Origin of the sequence: Synechococcus sp. 63AY4M2 (assembly GCF_002760475.1) — a bacterium.
In the GTDB taxonomy this organism is placed as follows: Bacteria; Cyanobacteriota; Cyanobacteriia; order Thermostichales; family Thermostichaceae; genus Thermostichus.
The window spans coordinates 2,037,886-2,057,126 of record NZ_AXUX01000001.1 but is presented as its reverse complement, the minus strand read 5'-3'; the positions used below and the strand labels follow the sequence as shown (position 1 = coordinate 2,057,126).

General features: G+C 61.5%; 18 protein-coding genes and 1 pseudogene. 8 read left to right on the top strand and 11 right to left on the bottom strand.

Annotation, left to right across the window (positions count from 1 at the left end):
* The first annotated feature begins 63 nt into the window (after nucleotides 1–63).
* Together hisS and SYN63AY4M2_RS09135 are read left to right on the top strand one after the other, a co-directional pair.
* Nucleotides 64–1,323, top strand: a complete 1,260-nt coding sequence (hisS, locus tag SYN63AY4M2_RS09140) for a histidine--tRNA ligase (protein ID WP_011431288.1) — start codon at nucleotides 64–66, stop codon at nucleotides 1,321–1,323.
* A gap of 7 nt (nucleotides 1,324–1,330) precedes the next feature.
* Nucleotides 1,331–2,860 carry a hypothetical protein gene (locus SYN63AY4M2_RS09135; protein ID WP_011431289.1) on the top strand — a complete coding sequence of 510 codons (1,530 nt, stop codon included), beginning with the start codon at nucleotides 1,331–1,333 and terminating at the stop codon, nucleotides 2,858–2,860.
* 14 nt (nucleotides 2,861–2,874) lie between these two features.
* On the opposite strand, the gene SYN63AY4M2_RS09130 is transcribed toward SYN63AY4M2_RS09135, so the two are convergent.
* The 4 genes from SYN63AY4M2_RS09130 to SYN63AY4M2_RS09115 all read right to left on the bottom strand — a co-directional run bounded on the left by SYN63AY4M2_RS09130 (nucleotide 2,875) and on the right by SYN63AY4M2_RS09115 (nucleotide 7,506).
* Nucleotides 2,875–3,711, bottom strand: a complete 837-nt coding sequence (locus SYN63AY4M2_RS09130; RefSeq protein WP_099887341.1) for a universal stress protein — start codon at nucleotides 3,709–3,711, stop codon at nucleotides 2,875–2,877.
* Nucleotides 3,712–3,812: 101 nt separating this feature from the next.
* Nucleotides 3,813–4,667 carry a hypothetical protein gene (locus SYN63AY4M2_RS09125; RefSeq protein ID WP_206337012.1) on the bottom strand — a complete coding sequence of 285 codons (855 nt, stop codon included), beginning with the start codon at nucleotides 4,665–4,667 and terminating at the stop codon, nucleotides 3,813–3,815.
* 98 nt (nucleotides 4,668–4,765) lie between these two features.
* Nucleotides 4,766–5,902 carry a hypothetical protein gene (locus SYN63AY4M2_RS09120; RefSeq protein WP_099887340.1) on the bottom strand — a complete coding sequence of 379 codons (1,137 nt, stop codon included), beginning with the start codon at nucleotides 5,900–5,902 and terminating at the stop codon, nucleotides 4,766–4,768.
* Nucleotides 5,899–7,506 carry a hypothetical protein gene (locus SYN63AY4M2_RS09115; protein ID WP_240530523.1) on the bottom strand — a complete coding sequence of 536 codons (1,608 nt, stop codon included), beginning with the start codon at nucleotides 7,504–7,506 and terminating at the stop codon, nucleotides 5,899–5,901. The genes SYN63AY4M2_RS09120 and SYN63AY4M2_RS09115 overlap by 4 nt, the downstream gene beginning before the upstream one ends.
* 307 nt (nucleotides 7,507–7,813) lie before the next feature.
* Here SYN63AY4M2_RS09115 and SYN63AY4M2_RS09110 point away from each other — a divergent pair, with 307 nt between their 5' ends.
* The 3 genes from SYN63AY4M2_RS09110 (at nucleotide 7,814) to SYN63AY4M2_RS09100 (ending at nucleotide 12,654) form a co-directional block, all read left to right on the top strand.
* Nucleotides 7,814–8,194, top strand: a complete 381-nt coding sequence (locus SYN63AY4M2_RS09110; protein ID WP_346426066.1) for a cupin domain-containing protein — start codon at nucleotides 7,814–7,816, stop codon at nucleotides 8,192–8,194.
* A gap of 137 nt (nucleotides 8,195–8,331) precedes the next feature.
* Nucleotides 8,332–10,275: a cellulose biosynthesis cyclic di-GMP-binding regulatory protein BcsB gene (locus SYN63AY4M2_RS09105; RefSeq protein WP_240530522.1), complete on the top strand. Its 1,944-nt coding sequence runs from the start codon at nucleotides 8,332–8,334 to the stop codon at nucleotides 10,273–10,275.
* Nucleotides 10,276–10,359: 84 nt separating this feature from the next.
* Nucleotides 10,360–12,654 (top strand): glycosyltransferase, encoded by a 2,295-nt coding sequence (locus tag SYN63AY4M2_RS09100; RefSeq protein ID WP_099887339.1) that lies wholly within the window; start codon nucleotides 10,360–10,362, stop codon nucleotides 12,652–12,654.
* A gap of 55 nt (nucleotides 12,655–12,709) precedes the next feature.
* On the opposite strand, the gene SYN63AY4M2_RS09095 is transcribed toward SYN63AY4M2_RS09100, so the two are convergent.
* The 3 genes from SYN63AY4M2_RS09095 to SYN63AY4M2_RS09090 all read right to left on the bottom strand — a co-directional run bounded on the left by SYN63AY4M2_RS09095 (nucleotide 12,710) and on the right by SYN63AY4M2_RS09090 (nucleotide 14,024).
* A complete protein-coding gene (locus SYN63AY4M2_RS09095) occupies nucleotides 12,710–13,069 on the bottom strand; it encodes a hypothetical protein (protein WP_099887338.1) in 360 nt (119 codons plus the stop codon).
* Nucleotides 13,070–13,303: 234 nt separating this feature from the next.
* Complete coding sequence (locus SYN63AY4M2_RS14370; protein ID WP_276307366.1) at nucleotides 13,304–13,426, bottom strand: hypothetical protein; 123 nt, start codon at nucleotides 13,424–13,426, stop codon at nucleotides 13,304–13,306.
* The gene (locus SYN63AY4M2_RS09090; RefSeq protein WP_240527812.1) at nucleotides 13,404–14,024 is read right to left on the bottom strand and encodes a PhoD-like phosphatase N-terminal domain-containing protein; all 621 of its coding nucleotides are present in this window, start codon (nucleotides 14,022–14,024) and stop codon (nucleotides 13,404–13,406) included. Before SYN63AY4M2_RS09090 ends, SYN63AY4M2_RS14370 begins: the two co-directional genes overlap by 23 nt.
* A gap of 284 nt (nucleotides 14,025–14,308) precedes the next feature.
* Between SYN63AY4M2_RS09090 and clpS the strand changes: the two genes are divergently transcribed.
* The gene (gene clpS, locus SYN63AY4M2_RS09085) at nucleotides 14,309–14,590 is read left to right on the top strand and encodes an ATP-dependent Clp protease adapter ClpS (protein ID WP_099812808.1); all 282 of its coding nucleotides are present in this window, start codon (nucleotides 14,309–14,311) and stop codon (nucleotides 14,588–14,590) included.
* 15 nt (nucleotides 14,591–14,605) lie between these two features.
* Nucleotides 14,606–15,406 carry a CPBP family intramembrane glutamic endopeptidase gene (locus SYN63AY4M2_RS09080; RefSeq protein WP_099835760.1) on the top strand — a complete coding sequence of 267 codons (801 nt, stop codon included), beginning with the start codon at nucleotides 14,606–14,608 and terminating at the stop codon, nucleotides 15,404–15,406.
* Between the two features lie 60 nt (nucleotides 15,407–15,466).
* Here the strand turns inward: SYN63AY4M2_RS09080 and SYN63AY4M2_RS09075 are convergent, their stop codons facing one another.
* Both SYN63AY4M2_RS09075 and SYN63AY4M2_RS09070 read right to left on the bottom strand, forming a co-directional pair.
* Complete coding sequence (locus SYN63AY4M2_RS09075; RefSeq protein WP_099887337.1) at nucleotides 15,467–16,954, bottom strand: sodium:solute symporter family protein; 1,488 nt, start codon at nucleotides 16,952–16,954, stop codon at nucleotides 15,467–15,469.
* Nucleotides 16,947–17,132 carry a hypothetical protein gene (locus SYN63AY4M2_RS09070; RefSeq protein ID WP_240527811.1) on the bottom strand — a complete coding sequence of 62 codons (186 nt, stop codon included), beginning with the start codon at nucleotides 17,130–17,132 and terminating at the stop codon, nucleotides 16,947–16,949. Before SYN63AY4M2_RS09070 ends, SYN63AY4M2_RS09075 begins: the two co-directional genes overlap by 8 nt.
* A gap of 138 nt (nucleotides 17,133–17,270) precedes the next feature.
* Between SYN63AY4M2_RS09070 and dprA the strand changes: the two genes are divergently transcribed.
* Nucleotides 17,271–18,428: a DNA-processing protein DprA gene (gene dprA, locus SYN63AY4M2_RS09065; RefSeq protein ID WP_099812804.1), complete on the top strand. Its 1,158-nt coding sequence runs from the start codon at nucleotides 17,271–17,273 to the stop codon at nucleotides 18,426–18,428.
* Nucleotides 18,429–18,684: 256 nt separating this feature from the next.
* Here the strand turns inward: dprA and SYN63AY4M2_RS09055 are convergent, their stop codons facing one another.
* Together SYN63AY4M2_RS09055 and SYN63AY4M2_RS09050 are read right to left on the bottom strand one after the other, a co-directional pair.
* Entirely contained in the window at nucleotides 18,685–19,020 is a 336-nt protein-coding gene (locus SYN63AY4M2_RS09055; RefSeq protein WP_240527810.1) for an SOS response-associated peptidase family protein, read from the bottom strand.
* A gap of 100 nt (nucleotides 19,021–19,120) precedes the next feature.
* Nucleotides 19,121–19,241, bottom strand: a pseudogene (locus tag SYN63AY4M2_RS09050) (IS200/IS605 family transposase); the annotation flags it as partial.

Genomic DNA, 19,241 nt, shown 5'->3' with positions numbered 1-19,241 from the left:
AGGAAAAAACTGACGCCGACCATTGGCGCAGCAAGCCGTGGTTCTGGGCGGGGGAGAACAGGCATGGAGATGATCCAGGCGGTGCGCGGCACCCGAGATATCCTGCCGCAGGAGGTACGGCTTTGGCAGCAGGTGGAGGCCAGCGCCCGCGAGATCTTGGGGCGAGCCAACTACCAGGAGATCCGCACCCCGATTCTGGAGCTGACAGAACTCTTTGCCCGCAGCATTGGCAGCGCCACCGACGTGGTGGGCAAGGAGATGTACTCCTTTAGCACCCGCGGCGAGCAGGAGGTGAGCCTGCGCCCCGAGAACACCGCCGGCGTGGTGCGGGCCTACATCCAGCATGGGTTGCAGGTGGCCGGCGATGTGCAGCGCCTCTGGTACTGTGGGCCGATGTTTCGCTATGAGCGTCCCCAAGCGGGGCGGCAACGCCAATTCCACCAGTTGGGGGTGGAGCTGCTGGGCAGCCGCGATCCCCGCGCCGATGCCGAGGTCATCGCCTTGGCCTGGGATCTGCTGCGGGCAGTGGGGGCGGAAAACCTCACCTTGCGGCTCAACTCCCTCGGGGATCCGCAGGATCGGCGGGCCTATCGCCAAGCCCTGGTGGACTACCTTACCCCTTTGAAGGAAGAGCTGGATCTGGACTCCCAGGAGCGCCTTGTCCGCAACCCGTTGCGCATCCTCGACAGCAAGGATCCCCATACCCGCACCATTGCTGAACAAGGGCCCAAGCTGCCCGATTACCTCAGTGCTGACTCGCGGGCCTTCTTCGAGCAAGTGCAGGCCCATCTCCAAGCCCTAGACATTCCCTATGAGCTGGATCCCTACCTGGTGCGCGGCCTGGACTACTACACCCACACCGCCTTTGAGATCGTCTCGCCGGAGCTGGGATCCCAGAGCACCGTCTGTGGGGGTGGCCGCTACGACGGTCTGGTGGAGGAGCTGGGCGGGCCTCCCACCCCGGCGGTGGGCTGGGCCATCGGCCTGGAGCGGCTGGTTTTGCTGCTGCAGAAGAAACAACAGGAGATTCCGCCAACATCGGTCGAGGTTTACGTGATCTCCCGCGGCGCCAAAGCGGAGGCCCAATCCCTTCAGATTGCCCAAGCTCTGCGCCAAGCCGGCTTCTGCACCGAGCTGGATCTGAGCGGCAGCGCTTTCAGCAAGCAGTTCAAGCGGGCCAGCCGCAGCGGTGCGACCTGGGCTGTCGCGCTGGGGGATGCGGAAGCTGCGGCCGGGGAGGTGCAGCTCAAGCACTTGCCCACGGGGCAGCAGCAAACCCTCTTGCAAGCTGACCTGGTGAAGTATTTGGTGTCCCAGAGGTGAGGGAGCGATGTTGAGTTTTTGGGTGCGGCGCAACGGCCGAGAAGACTGGCAGCCGGTACCAGCCGAGGGAGCCATTCTGGAAGAGGACACCTACACCATCGTTGCCCGTTCTCCCCAGCCCCACTTCACCATCACAGTGGAAGTCCGCCAGCGCCCTCTGCCGACCGAAAATAGCGGATCCCCAGCGGTAGCCAACCCCAAGACAGCCGCCTCGCTCATGCAAACCCGTTCTGTTCGCACCAACGAGGAGGGGATCGGCGTCATCCTGCCGGCCACCCACCTCGCCCCTGGTTTTTGGGAGTTGCACTGCCGAGATGCCGATTTGATCGCCGAGTTATTTGGCGAGGCGGAGCTGAACAATTGCCTGCGCTTCCAGGTTGTGCCCGCCCCGGTGCAGCGGAAACAGGCACTATCCCCGGCGGCCCAAGAAGTCGCGTCTGAACCTCCTGAGCTGGCTCAGAAAAAAGAGGTTGCCATCCCGCCAGAGCTGTTTTCCCTGATGCACAGCGAATTGGAGGGATCTCCGGGGGAAGTGCTGGTGGTGACGGGGCGGATTGGCTGTAGTGGCGAGCTGCGGGTACGAGTTTGGCAAGAAGATGAAGGGGAGCAGAGCCCGGTTTTCGAGGGGCAACGGCTGATTCAATTTCCGACTGAAGCCCGGACGGCAGTGTTCAGCATTCCCATCACCCTGCCGAGCCATACCTGGAGCCGTCCGCTGCGGGGGGAACTGCGCCTCACTCCCTCTTCCTGGTCGGATCCAGAGCCGCTGCGGATCTCCTTTTCCGTTCGCTGTCGCGGCCAGGGGGAAGTCCTCCCACCCTCCCCAGGGATCCCTGCCGGTCAGCAGCGGCAAGAAGAAACGCCAGCCGCAGCCGGCAGTTCTTCCCCGCCCTCACCCTTGCTGTCCCCCGAACGCACCCTGCAGAAGTTGTTGCGCATCTCGCAGCGCAGCGCCCCTGCGGAAAAAGAGGAGGCTGGAGAAGTTTTGGGCCCGCTTCAGCCAGAAGAGCTCCCAGCCTCCCTAGCAGACACCGCGCCCGAACCTGCCGCCCAACCTGAGGTTGGGCCAGTGCCCATCTCATCCTCTTCTCCACCACCCCAACCTGAGCCACCTCGCGAGGAGGCGGTTCCGCCGCCACCGCTCGCCGCCGCCAGTCCGGGAACCTCGCCTCTTTCCCCGCAGGTGCCGGGAGCTTGCCCGGCGCCGCAACTGGTGGTGCCTGAGCAACTGCGGGCAGGTGACAACTTCGATGTAGTGCTGCGTTTGCCGGCTTCCGTCAATTCTGCCAGTAGCTCCACCGCTCAGCCTCCTTTGTGGATTAAGTTTTGGGTCAAGCACGGTCACACCCGCTCTTTGGTGGATGGCCCCCGGTGGTTGTTGGACTTCTCCCGCGACGAGCAGGGGCGGTGGCAAGCCCTCACCCGCATGACCATCCCCCCTGGCGTCCCTGAGCTCATCTTCGAGGCTTGGGCCGTCAGCCCGGATCGCCAGCAGCAAAGCGACCGCGTGACGGAGCGCCGTTCTATCCTGCCTTAGGGAGTGACCAGTCTCTAGTCTTGAGCAGAGCGCACCATCAGCACGGGGCAGCCGATGTGCACCCGCACATAGTCGGAGATGGAGCGCCCCAGCAGGCGATCCAAATCGGGGATGCTGCGGGCAATGCTGGGCCGGCGATCTGGGGATCCCATCACCAGCAGGTCGGCCTTGCTCTCTTCCGCCAGGCGCACGATCTCGGCGCCGGGATCGCCGACCGCCGTAAACACCCGGTGGGGGATTTGGCGGCTTTTGAGGGTGGCAATGGCCTTATCCAAAGCCTCGTCCCGGCCTTGGGCATCGGCATCCAGTTGCACCGAGGCCAAAAAGATCTGGGCCCCTGGGATGCCGGCAACCAGATCCAGGGCCGTGGCAAAGGCGGCCTGGGCGGCGGGGGAGTTGTTGAGGGCCACCATGACGTGGCTGGGGTATTTGACGTAGGCGTCGTCTTTGACCAGCAGCATGGGGCAGGAGGCGAGCTGGAACACGTATTGGCTGACCGAGTTCTGCAAAATGGCCATGATGCGGTTGCGCCCCCGCGATCCCATCACGATCAGGGGATCGGGCAGGGACTCGGCCACCTGCAGCACCACCACCTTGGGATCCCCTTCCACCAGTTGGGTGCTGATCTTCAGCCCAGGTCGCGGGGGAAAGGTCTGCAGCGTCTGGGCCAGCAGTTCCTGCCCCTTTTGCCAGGCAGCTCGCATCTCCTCGGCAGAGGTCTGGGAAGGCACCGCATGCAGCAGGGTCACGTGGCACTGGGCAAAGGCCGGCAGAGACAGCAGCGTGTGCAGCATCTGCTCGGTGGGGCCGCTGCCGTCGATGGCGGCAATGATGTTCTCAAAGCGAGGCATGGGATCCGTTCTCCAGGCCAAGGTTTGCCAAGACTCATCCTAGATCTGGCTCTGGGGATCCCTGTTACCGAGGCGGATATCCCGCAACATTTTGTTGGGTTTTAGTAACTCAGCCACACATAGCCGGTGAAGCCGCCGCCGGCGTTGGTGTTGCGACCAGTCAAGAATTGAAACCCTCCTAGGCCCAGCGTTAACCCTCCCTCCAACCGCCAGTTGAGCTGGCCCGAAAGCTTGAGGCTGTCGTAGTCGGGATCCTGCACTGCCACATCTCCAAAGAGCAAAGGGGCGCCGTTGCCAAGGGTGAAGTCACCGTCCAGGGCCACAATGGCCTGGACCTCAGGGCTGAGATCTGCTCCAAAGGTCAAGTTGGCTTTGAGGCGGTCGCCCGGATAGCCCAGGTAATCCCGAAACGTAAGACAAGAGTCGAAAAAGGCGGGCAGGGATCCCAGCTCGACATTAGCCGCCGCTCCCAAGCTGAAGTCGTAGCCGAAAACCCCATAGCCCAGGGGCAGGGAGGTGTTCTGGGTGGCATATCCCGGCGGGATCAGGGCCGTCAATTGCGCCGAGAAAAAGGGATCCCCCTCTCCCCAGGTGTGGCGCAGGCCCAGTTCCAGATCCCGCAGGCCCTGGTTGCGCTGGGTCACGAGCTGGTCGCAGCTGGCGAAGCGGTTTTCCAGGAAAACATAGCTGGTGTTGAGGTTGAGGGTGAGGCGATCGCTGAGGCCGGTTTCGGCAAACAGGTTGAGGCGGGTCTCGCCGTACTCTGAAGGGGCCTGCTGCAGGCGTCCCTTCTGGTCAAAGCGGGTGCGGGGTTGGTACACCTCGGGCTGGAGGGAAAAAAACGTCTGACCTGCCCCGCGCGGAAAGCCACAGCCCGCCCAGGCCGGCAGCTCCCACCCCCCCAGGGCAAGGCCCAGGGCCAGCAGCCAGCTTCTGGTAATTGCAAAAGGCTTCATCTAGGGATCCCTCTCTTCTTTTCCCGGCAACAGCAGCGCCGCCGAGGGGGATTGTATCGGCAGAAGGCCGCTTTGGGCCGTCGCCCACAGGGCTTTCCCTACACCCCCTGGGCCACAGCCGGCAAACCCACGCGGGCCCGAAATTGCCGCGCTGCCGTCAGCGCTCCATAGGGATCCCCTTTGTAGAGGCCGTAGTGCATGAGAGACATGCGCCGCAGCCCCAGTTGCGACACCTCCTGCAGCCAGTCGGGCCGGCTCATGATCTCAAAATCCACCTGGACGGTGTCGGCCCGGCCGCCGTTGGGATGTTTGTCCTTAATCGAGGGCTCGTAGTGGGCCAACATCAAGTTGCGGTGGATGGGGGCAAAGAGGCGGCAGCAGAGACGGATCTGCTCCGGGTTGCCCGGATCCGGGCCGTTCAGCTCCGGGTTAAACTCCCCCGGCCGCCGCTGGCGCATCGACTGGAAGGCGATCCCGTCCATCTGGCTCATCGTCTCGGCAAAAGGCGCCACCATGCTGCGGCCTGCCCCGCGGCGTGGGTCGTCGAAGGTGGCAATCCAGCCGCCCCAGCAGAGGGCCACCTCGGCCTCTGGCAGACGCTCCTTGATGGCCTGGCGAGCCCGCAAGACGTTGTCCATGAGGGCGCGGTAGTAGGGGGCGGTGTCGGCATTGTAGGCATCGGCGGGGATGCGCCAGTAGGAAAACTCGGTGGCCAGGCTCCAATAGGTGGGGCGGCCTTGGGGATTGGCTTGAGCAACATACCCGGCCAGCTCGGCCACGTCCTGGACAAACTGCGGCGAGATGTGGTAGTCGCCGCAGGGGCGGTTGGTGTCGTCTTCCCAGGTGATGATGTGCAGGCTGTAGCCCCGCTCAAACCACTGCCGCAAAAGCCCCGCCTGGTGCCAGTTGCGCCAAAAGGAGAGATCCCCCTGGCGGTGGTCAAAGCTGTTGAGCCAGCCGCTCAAAAAATGGGGATCCCAGCCCCGCGCTACTGCCGCCACCTGCGGATCCGACTCGATCTCCCAGAGAAAGCGCCCCGGATCCTCGCCAATGCCCACCTCCCAGCGGGCCAGCAGCTCGGCCAAGCTCAGGCTTCCAGGCTCGCTATTTTCCGAGCTGCGGTTCCCTTGCGGCCCCAAAAGTGCTTGACCGCAGCCGCCCATCCCATAGCCGGCCAGCAGCGCTCCGCCCATCTGCAGCACCTGTCGTCGCCGCCATTGCCGTCTCCAGATCATCCCGTTTCCTCCCGAGGCTCTGCCTGGCGGGCCCACAGCCGCACTTGGGGGGAGCTATAAACCTCCCTAAAGCCCGGCAGCCCTTCAAAGGCGAGCTCAGGCCAAAATTGCAGGATGCGATCGGCGCTCCGCAAGGGATCCGCCAGCCCCGCTACCAAGAGGTAGTCCACCCTTTCCTGGGGATGCTGAAGGGCCAGGGCAAACTCGTACTGGTGAGGAGTAAGGAAAGAGCGGGGATCCCTTGCCCAAAAGATAGCCTCAAAGTGGATGTCGTCGTCCACCAGCACTTTTTGTCCGGGCAACAGGTGGCGATAGAGATACTGCCCAACCTGGCGCTTTTCCTGCCGCAGCCTCCGCCAGTCTTCTAGGGCTTGCCCAGCAGAGGTTACTTCATACAGGTTTTGGGCAGCTTCCAACTCGCCACTAAGGGGCACTACCCCTGCCACCAGCCGCTCCCAGAGATCCCGCTCTTCTGCCACCAGCGGGGCCAAAAACCCCGGCTCTTGGCTTACCCCATAGCCACCGGTCAAGCAGTTCAGCCCCAAGAGGGCCGTGATCAGCAGACGCTTGGCCCAGCCGGGGCCGGCTCCGCGGCAGAGATAGGCCCTCATCAGCAACGGCAGCGGCACCCACAAAAGGCCAAAGCGGCTCAGCTCCGGCAGAAACAGCCCCTGCCCCAGCGAAGCCAAGAGGACCACCAGCGGCATCCCCCAGATCAAAGCCCACACCCGGCGGCCCAGCAGGGATCCCATCCCCAACAGGAGATAGGCAGGGGCCAGCACCGCCAGCCACTTCCCCAGCTCCACCAGCCCCCGCCAGCCGCCGGCCTGCTGCAGGTCTTCTCGCAACTGCGGCAGGCGCAGGCCGCTGCCCACCTGGTAGGTAAAAGCCCAGGGATCCCCTACTGCCAGCCAGTTGACATACAGCCAGCTCAGGATCAAGGCCAGGCTGATAAACCCGGCCACCAGCAGCGAGGTCCAGCGAAATCCCCAGGACTGTTGGCGAAAAGCCACCAGCAGCACTCCTGCCAGCCAGGGCAGCAGCCAGACATTTTCCCAGCGCAACACCATCAGCGGCCCCAAGGCCAGGCCCAGCAGCAGCAGCCGCAGGGTAATCGGCAGCTCCTCCTTCTCCGCTGCTTGTTTCTCGTCGGCCAGAGGGAACAACAAGGCCATGTTCACCCCCAGCAGCAGCGAGGTGGCCGTCCAAACCGGGCTGCGCAGCAGCATCAGGATCAAAGCTGGCTGCAGCAGCAGCAACAAGCCCCACAGCCAGCGCCATCCCAGGCCGGCGGGCAGACGGCGCAACTGCTGCCCCACCCAGCCCACCAGCAGGGATCCCAAAATGGCCTGCAACAACAGCGGCGAGCGCCCCAAAATGGCCGTGGCCAGCACCAGGGAAGGGGGAAAAGTGGTGCCCACAATGGGCAGGCGCGGATCCGGCCCCAGGGCGGCTACGGATCCCTTGTAGACAAGAAACTGCATCTCCAGGCTCACCCAGCCCCAGCCTTCCTTCAGCCCCCACAAGAGACCAGCCAGGAGCAGCAAGGGGATCCCTACCGGCGCAACGAGCCTCCAGAAGGCTTTAAGCTGAGTTGCAAACATAGATGCTTCACGAACAAACTTAGCTAAACTTCACAATTAGTTCTAGGAGACTTGAACACCTCATCGAATCCCAAGGAGTGACTTAATGCCAACAAGTTTCAGAAAAACTATTTGGGATCGATGGACGTGTTTTGGGATCCCTACAAAGCTAGACTAGTTTTCCCTTTTTTGAGGCGTTTCTTCTACGCATTTTGGCGTATTGGGTTCAGCAAGATGGTCGATGAACAGTGGCCGGGCTGCAGGTGAAGATAGGGAAGTCTTTGAACTGGAACAAGGTGTGACCTCAATGCTACAGTCTGTGCGGGACATGAACGACGCGGCAATTCCGGCGCTGGAGCTTTTGCCCTCCCAGGCTGAGACCCGCCCCTGGGGCTCCTTCTGCGTCTTGGATGAAGGCCCGATGTATAAGATCAAGCGCATCGAGGTCAAGCCCGGCCATCGCCTCAGCCTGCAGATGCACTACCACCGCAGCGAGCACTGGATCGTGGTTCGGGGTACGGCGCGCGTCACCCGGGGCGAGGAGGTAATGCTGCTCAACTCCAACGAATCCACCTACATTCCCCCCTGCACCAAGCACCGCCTGGAAAACCCCGGCACCATTCCCCTGGTGATCATCGAGGTGCAGAACGGAGAATACCTGGGCGAGGACGACATCGTGCGCTTCGAGGACGACTACGCCCGCGCCTAGGCCAGTTCCTGAGCGAGAGGGCTCTCCTGTGGCCAATTGATAACTATTGCGCCATATACTTCTAAAAGCTTGGCAGTTGCCCCTGCTTTGGGTCTAGGCTTTTTTTGTCGTCGGGGCAGGTTCTGGGGATCCAGCAAATGGCTGAGGTGAGGCAGGCAAGAAGGCGGTGGGGATGGCTGGTGGCCGGCTTGCTCTGCTGCGTGCCGACCCAGGCAGTGGGGGCGGAGCCTCTTTCTTTCCAGAGGCTGGGCTACGAGCGTTCGGTGCTGCTGCAGGGATCCAACCCGCGCCTGGATGTCACCGTCCCTGCGCCCATCAACGGCATCGACCCGGAAGCCAGCTTTGTCCAGTTGCGCCTGGATCCCTCGCCGGTGCTCAAGCCCACCTCTACCGTGCGGGTGCTGATCAACGACGAGCTGGCGGGGATCTTTCTGGTGCGGGATCTGCGGCAGGAGCCGGTGGTGCGGGTGCCGATCCCGGCCCTGCCCCCAGGGGAGCGCTTCATCACGGTGTCGGTGCAGCCGTTTTTGAGCATCACCGACGACATCTGCGCCGACCTCAACACCGGCAACCTGCTGCTGAGGGTGGGGCGCGATAGCTTCTTTGAGCTGGTGCCCCGCGTGCCCGATGCTACTGTGGCCGGCTTTCTGCGCCTGATGTACCCCCAGCTCACCCTGGTGGTGCCCGCCAACCCCTCTCCTGAGGTGGCGGAAGCAGCTCTGGGCCTGTACAGCTTGCTGGCCCACCTTTTTCCCCAAATGCCCATCCTCTGGAGCAGCCGTCCAGCCAAAGGACCTCAGGTGATTCTGGAACCGGCCAACTTTACCCCCCACCTGCAGCATCAGATTACCCCAGAGGGATCCCGGCTGCGGGTGGCCGCCCGCCGCGAGGCCATTCTTGCCCTCTATGAAGAGTGGAAGCGGGCCGGGCTGGTCAGCCGTGGGATCCAGGTAGCGGCGGTGGCAGACTGGGAGAGGGCCCTCAGGGCCAACCGCCTCAGCTTCCGTGAGCTGGGGATTGTGGATCCCCTGCTGCGGGGGTTTGGCAGCCAGTCTTTGGTCTTCAACTTCAACTTGGCCCAGTTGGGGGGGCGCCCGCGGGATCTGGCGGCCCAACTGGATGTGATCATGAACCCGGTGGATGGCCGAGCCGGGGATCGCCTGACGGGCTACGTGTTCTTAAATGGGGTGATGCTGCGCACCTACAACCTAACGGGCCGCACCCAGCTCAACGACACCGTCACCCTGCCCACCCGCCTGCTGCGCCGCTTCAACCAATTGGAGCTGCGCTTCGACTACGGGGCCAGCCCCGGCAATTGTCAGGGATCCCTGACGCCGCTGACGGTTCAGGTGCGCTCGGATAGCTCCGGCTTCCTCTGGAGTGGCTACCAAGCCCCCAACGGCGAGCTGCAGGAGATCCCGGCGGTGCTGCAGGGATCTGGACGGGTTGGGCTGGGGGATCCCGCCTTGTTGCCGGCTGCCGCCTATCTGGTCGGGGCCTTGAGCCGGCTATCTGCCCGGCCGCTGCTGCCTACCCTTCAGTTTCTCCCCAAGGAAAAGACCAAGCTGGAGACAGGGGATTTTGCCTGGCAGATCCTAGTGGCCGCCTCGGAGCAGGTGGAGCTGAATAGCCCCATCCGGCTGGGATCCCAGTTTGAGATCCTCAATCCCTTAAACCAGCAGGTGGCCCTGGCTGCTCAACCACAAGAAAACCTTGGCCTGCTGCAGTACTTTTTGGTTCGGGGCAGGCCTACCCTCTGGCTGTCTTGGTGGGGATCTGATCCGGCCTTGGCGGAGCGCCTCAGCCGTGGCCTTGCCGATCCGCGCAGTCGCCTAGCCAACCAACTGCAGGGAAATGTGCTCACTGCCTACGCTGCCACCCCCCAGCTCACCCAGGTACAGAGTTGGGATCTCACACCCCAAGGCTATCGGGTGCGCTACCCAGGCCGCTTCAGTTGGCAGCTTTTGGTGTGGCAGTACCGCTATTGGCTGCTGCTGCTGCTGGCCATTCTGCTGGCAGTGGGAGCCTGGAATACCTACCAGCGCTTGGCCCGCCGCCCCGAGTCGCCCATTCCTTCCTAGGGGGGTTGGGCATGGGCTTGCGCTTGAGCCAGACTGGAGCCGAGCAAGGACTCCGTCCCGCTGACGCGCCCAGGGTTTTAGGCCATGCTCCAGTCTCTCAAATCCTCGCTTTTGCGCACGGGCTATCTCACCCGCCAGCAACTGGCGGCAGCCGAGGAGTACCGGGAAGAGGTGGGCTGCTCCTTGCCCAGGGCTCTTTGGAGCCTGCGGGTCATGCACCCCGACAAGTTCGCCGACCTGTGTCGCCAGATTTTGGATCGGCCCAAGCTGCGGGACTGGCTGCTCAAGCACCCCCTGGATCTGGAGCTGCCTTGGCTAGTCGAGCCCGGCGATCTCATACCGGTGCGCTTTTTGCCCTGTGGCTGGCTCAACCCGCAAACCGTGGTGGTGGCCACGGAAGAGCCCGGCTACCCCGGCGTTTGGCAGGCCGTGAAATCCCTATGCCCGGAAGTGGAAAAACTTTGGGAGATCCCGGCTACCGAAAAGCAGATCCTGACGGTCATCCTTGAGCGCAAGCTGGCCGCCGAGCTGCTGGGCAGCCGTCTTACCTTAGAGCAGTGGCAGCAGGCTTTGGAGATCCGCCGCCGCACCGGCTCCAGCCTGGGGCAGGTGCTGACCCGGCTGAGCTACCTCTCCACCCCCGAGTATCTCAGCATCCTAGCCCATTTGCTGGGCTACCCCGCTGTCTCAGAACTAATGGGGACAGGGCTGCTCCACCGCGACGAGAGCCTGAGCCGGCAGTTTGATCCCGAGGTGATGATGCGCCACCTCTTCTACCCCTTGAGCTGGACGGATGAGCACACCCTTACAGTGATGGTCAATGACCCCCTGGACTGGGCGGTGGATGAGCTGCTCTACAGCTGGCGGCCAGGCTTGCGGATTGAAAAGGTGCTGGGCACCGAGCAGGATATCACGCAACTGCTCAGCCAAGACCAGGGATCCCGCTTCAGCCAAGAGGCGGTGTACAAGCTGATGGCCCGCCTGCCGGAGGAATCGGCCTCGCGGGTGTTTACTCCTTCTCAGATTGCAGTGGGCTACGGCCTGCTGCTGCTATTTCTATTGGGGTTGGCCACTGCTCCCTGGACGACTCTGACCATTTTGGTGCTGCTGATCAATCTTTTTTACGTCGCTTCGATCCTGTTCAAACTGCTGCTCAGCCTAGTGGGATCCGCCGATCGCTTCCACCAGATTACCGATGAAGAAGTGGCCGCCCTCGATGACCGCACCTTGCCCATCTACACCATCCTGGTGCCGGTCTACAAAGAGCCGGAAGTAATGCCGATTTTGATCAAGTCTCTCTCTAAGCTGGATTACCCCCACGAGCGGTTGGATGTGCTCATCTTGCTAGAAGAAAACGACCGCGCCACCATTGAGGCAGCTCGAGCTGCCAAGCCCCCCCGCTACGTGCGCCTGCTCATCGTGCCAGATAGCAAACCCAAGACCAAGCCCAAAGCCTGTAACTATGGACTGGCCTTTGCCCGCGGCGAATATCTCACCATCTACGACGCTGAAGATATCCCCGACCCCGACCAACTCAAAAAAGCAGTCATCGCCTTCAAAAAAGGGGATCCCAGCTTGGTCTGCGTCCAGGCTGCTCTCAATTACTTCAACCGCAACGAGAACTTCCTCACCCGCATGTTTACGCTGGAGTATTCCTACTGGTTTGACTACCTCCTGCCAGGCTTGGAAACTCTGAAAATGCCCATCCCCCTGGGAGGCACGAGCAACCATTTCCGCACCGACCGCCTGCGGGAATTGCAGGGGTGGGATCCCTTTAACGTTACCGAAGACGCCGATCTAGGCATCCGCGCCAGCCAGCACGGCTACACGGTAGGGGTGATCAACTCCACCACCTACGAAGAGGCCAATTGCGCCCTCAAAAACTGGATCCGGCAGCGCTCCCGCTGGATCAAGGGCTACATGCAAACTTGGCTGGTCCACAACCGCAACCCCCTGCGCTCCTTGCGCAAGCTGGGCCTCAAAAACTGGCTGGCCTACCAATTTTTTATCGGGGGCAGCTTCTTTACCTTTCTCACCAGCCCCATCATGTGGCTGCTGTTTATTTACTGGCTGCTCACCCGCGCCCATTGGCTGCAAAACCTATTTCCCAGTTGGCTGGTTTATCTGGGCTTGTTTAACCTCCTGGTGGGCAATGCCATTGGGATTTACCTCAACTTGGTGGCCGTTTTCCGGCGAGGGTACTACGATCTAGCCTTCTATGCCCTGCTCAACCCCATCTACTGGCAGCTCCACTCCATCGCAGCCTATATGGCCCTGTGGCAGCTTTTTACCAAGCCCTTCTACTGGGAAAAGACCATCCACGGCCTGAGCAAGTTTACCCACGCCAAAGTCCAGGAAGCTGCTCACAAAGCAGCCTAGGCTACGGACTGAGTTCCTAAGCAGTAGCAGCGAAGTGAGGACAGCCAGCACCCTTCTAGAAGCTGTAGTCCGAGTCTACGATCACAGCACAACCACTGGGGTGGAGACAGCTAGCCATGATCACCTTGACAGAAAAGTTGCCCTCGTAGGGCGCCTGCACGATGGGGAAATCGTCCAACAGTTCGTCTGCAGCCACCACCTGACCGCTGGCATCGTAAAGCACCAGATCCACATCGAAGCAATCCCGATCGCACTGCGCCCAGATGTTTTCACCTCGGTAGAAATAGCCTGTAACTACGGTCGATTGTCCATTAAGAAGCCACAAACTACGGCTCTGAGCCCAGGCGGCAGCGCCCCCGATAACTGTGGCCGCTCCTATTAAACTTGCCACCAACCAGCCCCGCACCGAAGCCATAAGACTGCCCTCCTACTGAAAAACGGAGAAAGAATAGATTTTCTACAGAGATCCACCTCAACGCCCACACTCTAGCACCCGGATCCGTCTTTCCCGAATGATCCAGATCACGTTAAGGATCCCACGTTAAAAATCGCGAAAAAGGGATACAAAAAAGGGATCCCGAGTAGAGCAGGGATCCCTCAATTCTGACCAGAAATCCGGCGAAGCTCCCGCATCGGTCTGGCCGACTTCTCATTGCGGCAAATTCAGTTCCCCCCTTCGCCCTAAGGGATCCGTCAAGACATTGCCGGCGGGGCCTTTGATTTGAATGGTGCAGCGGCTGCCGGACACTTCAATAACGTTGTAGTTGGGCACCGCCAGCTCCAAAAAGCGCAGGTTGCCTGTGGTTACCCCTGGGATCCCGCTCACTTGCGGATTGGTCGGGTTCACCGGTGCCAAAAAGCCGTTCACAATTAGGAAAGGGAGGCTCGTTGGCACAACTGATGTGTAAGAAGCGAATGGGTCGTCCATCTCCAGGAGCCGGCAGGGTGCGGAACTGTCCCACGGGACTGGTAAACCCCTCGCTGACAAACCGGTAGAAGTAGCGCTGCGCTGGCCTCAAGCCGGTGACGACGGCACGAGCAATGTAGTCGCCTGGCTCAGTGCGGTAGTTGCGGCCCGCCACACGGCGAGCAGTAAGCGAAACTTGTTGCGAAATGGGGTTGAACTCGGAATTCTCAGCCACCTGCAACGTCACCGCAACCGTGTCTGTTGCACTGGCCGGGATCACCCGCGTGGAAAGCACCGCCCCCTCAGCGGTGGGATCCCCGGCAAATACCCCTTGGGGAAATCCAGGCACTCCCAGGGGGGGAATGGAGGAACTGGAGGTGCCCCCACAGGCAGCCAGGGCGGCTGCCCCACCTCCAAACATAAGCAGTTGCAGGAAAAAGCGACGGGAACGCAGGGAACTCATAGGGCCCACCTCAGGGACGCAGGCAAATGTAAAGGGATCCGCAGCAGAGGCCAATCGCCTTTTTAGTCAAGCACCTTTGCCCCCAAGCTGAGGTTGTGGGCAGGTGAAGGCTGGGTTAGGGTTGGTTTAACGGCTCTGACCCCTGCGCCCAGGTTCCCCACGGCCTTTTCACAGAGCTTGCTGAGAAGGCTAAAATTTCATTACAGTTTTTCCTGCTTTTGCCCCATTTTTGCGGTTTTGCGTTCCTTAGACTTCTTGTTGACCCTGCCGAAGGAGGGATCGTTGTGGCTACAGAGACCCTGGTCAAGCCTTCTGTAACCCCGAAGCACATGCCCATGTACCGGGTGTTGCTGCACAACGACGATGTCAACACCATGGAGTACGTGGTGCAGGTGCTGGTGAAGGTGATCCCGGCGATGATGCCGCCGCAAGCCACCGAGATCATGCTAGAGGCCCACAACAACGGTGTTGCTGTGGTGATCGTGGTGCCGCGGGAGCACGCGGAGTTTTACTGCGAACAGTTGCGGCAACATGGCCTGACCAGTTCCATTGAGCCGGAACGCTAAGCAGGAGCGGTTGGGGTGGGCCTGCTGATTGCAAAACTCAAGGCTTTGCCCTTGCCGCTGCGGCTGTTGCTGTTTTTGGGGATCCCGCTCTTGGCCTGGCTGCCGTTGCTCGGGCTGGGGAGTTGGCTTCTTCCTGAACGACGGGAGTACCTGTGGCTGCCCCTGTATGCCTTGCTGCTGGTCTGGCTGGGGCTGTGGAGATCTGGATTTGCTGCCTATGGGCTAGATAGCAGTTGGGCCTGTCGGGGCGGGATCCTGTGGGGCCTGGGGATCGGGGTCGGGGGGCTTTTTCTGCTCTTTGGCCTAGAGGGTGCCCTGGGCTGGCTGAGCTGGCAGCCGGTGGCAGGGGGATCCCTGCTCGGCTATGGCTTGCTGGGGTTAGGGGTGGGCCTGGCGGTGGCGCTGGCGGAAGAGCTGTTGTTCCGCGGTTGGCTGCTGCAGGAGATGGCCTTGGACTACGGCTGGACAAGCGCTCTGTGGGGATCCAGCCTTCTCTTTGCTTTGGCCCATTTCTTAAAGCCGCTGGCGGAGATTCTCGCCACCTGGCCCCAGTTTCCGGGGCTATGGCTGATGGGCTTGCTGCTGGCCCAGGCCAAGGTGTGGAACCAAAACAAGCTAGGACTCAGCCTGGGGCTGCACGCCGGCTGGGTGTGGGGCATCACCTGGGTCAACAACTTGGCTTGGATCGAATACACCGGCAAAGCGCCAGAGTGGCTCACCGGCATCGGCGGCAACCCGCTGGCCGGCTTGATGGGCCTGTTCTTCCTAGTCGGCACCTTCCTTGTTCTCAAGAGGTTGGCTGCCGGCAGAAGCTGAGCAGCGCCGCAGCATCTCCCCTCTCCCTGAGGGAGAGGGGCTGGGGGTGAGGGCCGCCATCTAGGTCGAGACAACTGAAGATTCCGGGATCCCTTCCTCCGCCCAAGGGCCGTTCTCATAGTAGGCGGCCACCCTCTCCCGGTCGGGCTGGGTTAGCAGGCTGACCACCACCAGCACGGCTGTGCCGGCGACCACCGCCGGGATGACCGGCAGCCAGCCGCCCGTCCAGCCTTTGGGCAACAGGCCCGACAGCCAGCCCAAGGTGAGGCCGCTGGAGACCAAAGCTCCGGCCACGGCCCCGGCGCGAGTCGCCCGCTTCCAGTACAGGCCGGCGATCAAGACGGGAAAGAGCATGGCGTTGCCCTGGAAGCTCCAGGTGGCAATCTGGGCAATCAGCCCCGGCGGCCTGACGGCAATGGCAAAGGAGACCAGCCCAATCCCCAGCACCACCCAGCGGCCCAACAGCTCCTCCTGGTGCGGGGAAAGCGGGCGCTTGAGGAAGGTGACCACCAGATCCCGCGTCACTAGGGAGCTGGCCGTGAGCAGTTGCGAGTCCGCCGTGGACATCAAAGCCGCCAGCGCGGCTGTAATCACCACTGCCGCCACGCCGCTGGGCAAGCTCTGCAACATCAGCGGCATGATCTGGTCCGGCTGCTGCAGGTTAGGAAAAGCCAACCGGCCCCAGACGCCAATGAGGGCTGCCGGGAAAAACACCAGCAGAATGAGCAGCGGCCAGACCACCATCAGAGTCTGGAAGGGACGGGCACTTTTGGCCATGTAGAAGCGCTGGAAAAACTGGGGAAAAAGGGGCGTGGCCATGAAAAACAGCAGTTGGTTGCCCAGCAGGGTCTGCCAGCTCCAGCGCCCCTGCGGGCCGGGCAAGCTCAGCCAGGGATCCAACTGGCTGCCAGCCTCCTGGCCCCACCTCAAAGCCACTGCCACAAGAGCCACCCCCATCCCCAAAACCAAGATGATCCCCTGCACCACGTCCGTCCAGACCACCGCCTGGGAGCCGCCGAAGAGGACATAGCCCAAGATCACCAAGGCCACCACCACCGCCAGGGGCCAATAGGGGATCCCCTCCCCCCACACCGCCGCCAGGGTGCGGGCTCCGCCAATGATCTGGATGCTGATGTAGGGGGCGGTAAACATCAGGGCGCTAAGGCAGTAGAGTAGAGCCAAAAGAGGGCTGTTGAAGCGGTGGCCGAAAAACTCGGAAGGGGTGATGAAGCCAAAGTGTTGGGCTGCTAGCCATACCCGGTAGCCCACCCACAAAAACAGCCCCGAAATGAGGGCGGTGGTCACCCCCACCCCCAGGAAGATCCCTAGGCCGTGGGTATAGGCATCCGCTGGCACCCCAATGAAGGTAAAGGCGCTGAGCAAGGTGGCCAGCGTCGTCAAAGTTAGAGCCAGGGATCCCAACCCCCGCCCTGCCAAAAAATAGCTCACCGGATCCTGGCCGCTGTGGCGATAGCTCCAGAAGCCAATGGCCGCCAGCAGCAGCAAGTACACCCCCACCACACCCAAACTTAAAATGCTGTCAGTCATCTCCAGGCCAGCAAACGCGCACAATGTAGAAGTTAAGAGGTACCAACAGCAGGACAGCCAATCCCGCCAGCCAATACCAGGCCGGGATCCCCAAAAACTGGGGCTGGGCCGAGCGGGATCCCACCCAGGTCAACAGCCACAGCAGGGGATAAAACCCCCACACCCAAGCTTGGCGCATCCGCCCAAACCGCAGCTGCCTTGATCCTTGAAGGTTACCGGCGGGATCCAACCCTGACATCTACCCATCTCCTGCTTTTTTGCCAAGCGTTCCTTTTGCCAATCATTTAAGATACAGCCACTACTGCGCAGAGCTAAATTGTCTTTTCCCCTTTCCCCTTCAGATCCTGTTGGCAAGAGGGAGCCTTCCCGTGGGCCAGGCCATGAAGAACGGGAGCGGCCCTACTGGCTAGCTTGGGCCCGCATCAAAGGGATTGGCCCCCACCGGCTCAAGCGGCTGGTGGAGTTTTTTGGATCCCTGAAGCAGGCCTGGCAGGCGGACGCCCTGGACCTGCAGCAGGTAGAAGGCATCGGCCCTACCTTGGCCCAGGCAATTGTCTCTGCCCGGCCTGGCCTCGATCCTGAGGAGATCCTGGAGCAGACCCAAAAGCCTGGGATCCCTTTCCTAACCCCGGCGGATCCCGGCTATCCGCCGCTGCTGTGGGAGCTGCCGGATCCGCCGCCCCTTCTCTATGTCTTAGGGGAATGCCCCGATTGGCAGCAGCCGGCCATTGCTGTTGTCGGCACCCGCGCCCCCACCTCCTACGGTCGGCTCTGGACTCAGAAAGTTAGTGCCGCCCTGGCAGAAGCCGGCTGTGTGGTGGTCTCGGGGCTGGCCACCGGGATCGACGGCATTGCCCACCAGGCCTGCCTAGAGGCAGGCGGCAAGACAGTGGCCGTGGTGGGAACGGGGGTGGATCAGGTTTACCCCGCCCACCATCGCTCCCTCTACCGGCGCATCTTGGAGCAAGGAGCCGTCCTCAGCGAATATCCTCCCGGCACGCCGCCGGCCAAGGAGCACTTTCCCCAGCGCAACCGCATCATCGCCGGCCTCTGCCGCGCCACCTTGGTGATGGAGGCCCCAGAGCGCTCGGGGGCGCTGATTACCGCCCACCTGGCCAACCACTACGGTCGGGAAGTGTACGCCCTACCGGGGAATATCGACACAGCGGCGGCCCGCGGCTGTCTGCAGCTCATCCGCAACGGCGCCGGCATGATCCTGGGGATTGAGGAGCTGCTCCAAGAGCTGGATTTGGTTCAGGGATCCCCTCCCCCAGAACAGCCCCCCTCCTTCGGCCCCAGCGATCCCCAGCAGCAGCTTCTCTGGCAGCTCCTGGGCAACGAAATCCTCAGCCTCGACGCCCTGGTCCAGGCCACCCAGATGGACATTGCCACCCTCTCCAGCACCCTGCTGCTTATGGAACTGGAAGGCTGGCTGGTGCAACTGCCGGGGATGCGCTACCAGCGGGCTCGCTGAGGTTGGATCCCTGCCCAGCTTCTCCGATGGGAGCATGACTCTAGTCAATAATAAGCTCAACTATACTGAAAATAATGTATAATATGTTCAGTACGGATTACTACCAGTTGATCTTTCTGTTTACTTTCGAGTCTGCCAACATGGTAGCCAAAGCAAAGCAGAAAATTGGTAGTAAGACGACACGGAAACTGCGCTTTGGGTATTCTACTCAAAGCTTTGCGGGATACCGCCATTCTGTTTGGAAACAAACAGAATGCTATCGCTGCATAGTTGAACAGTGATGTTCAGCAGTGTTCAGCGTAAATGTATCAGCACGACACGTGGGATCCTCGTGGCGCGGGTTGTTCACATGGGTGCTGACGGGGTAGGCGGCCATGGCCTCTGCCGGGTAGGGGCGGAGCAGGGGCAACAGCAGCTTGGGATCCCGCACCCGTGGATCCAGCGAGAGGTCGTAGTCGTTTTCCGTCAAAATGGCCGGCATCCGCTCGTGGAAAGGCTCCATCATGGCCGGCGTGTTGAGGATGGCGCAAGTTTCTATCTCCACCCCTTGTGGGCTGCGCCAGCGCTCCCAAATACCGGCAAAGGCAAACACAAGAGGATAGCTTGCTAGCCCCGCACTTGAGTGCGCGCCGGAAAAGCGCGCTAGCCACTTTAGTCGCTTACCCATGATGGGGGTCGTTGATATAGTTTCATAGCTCAAACAACCTCTTCCTGACTTCTCCTACCAACACCTTTTTCCTTCTCTTTGGCCAAAAAATAAGATAAACAACCGCTAGCCCCACACCATGGTTGTAGTGATTGTACCGTTGACTT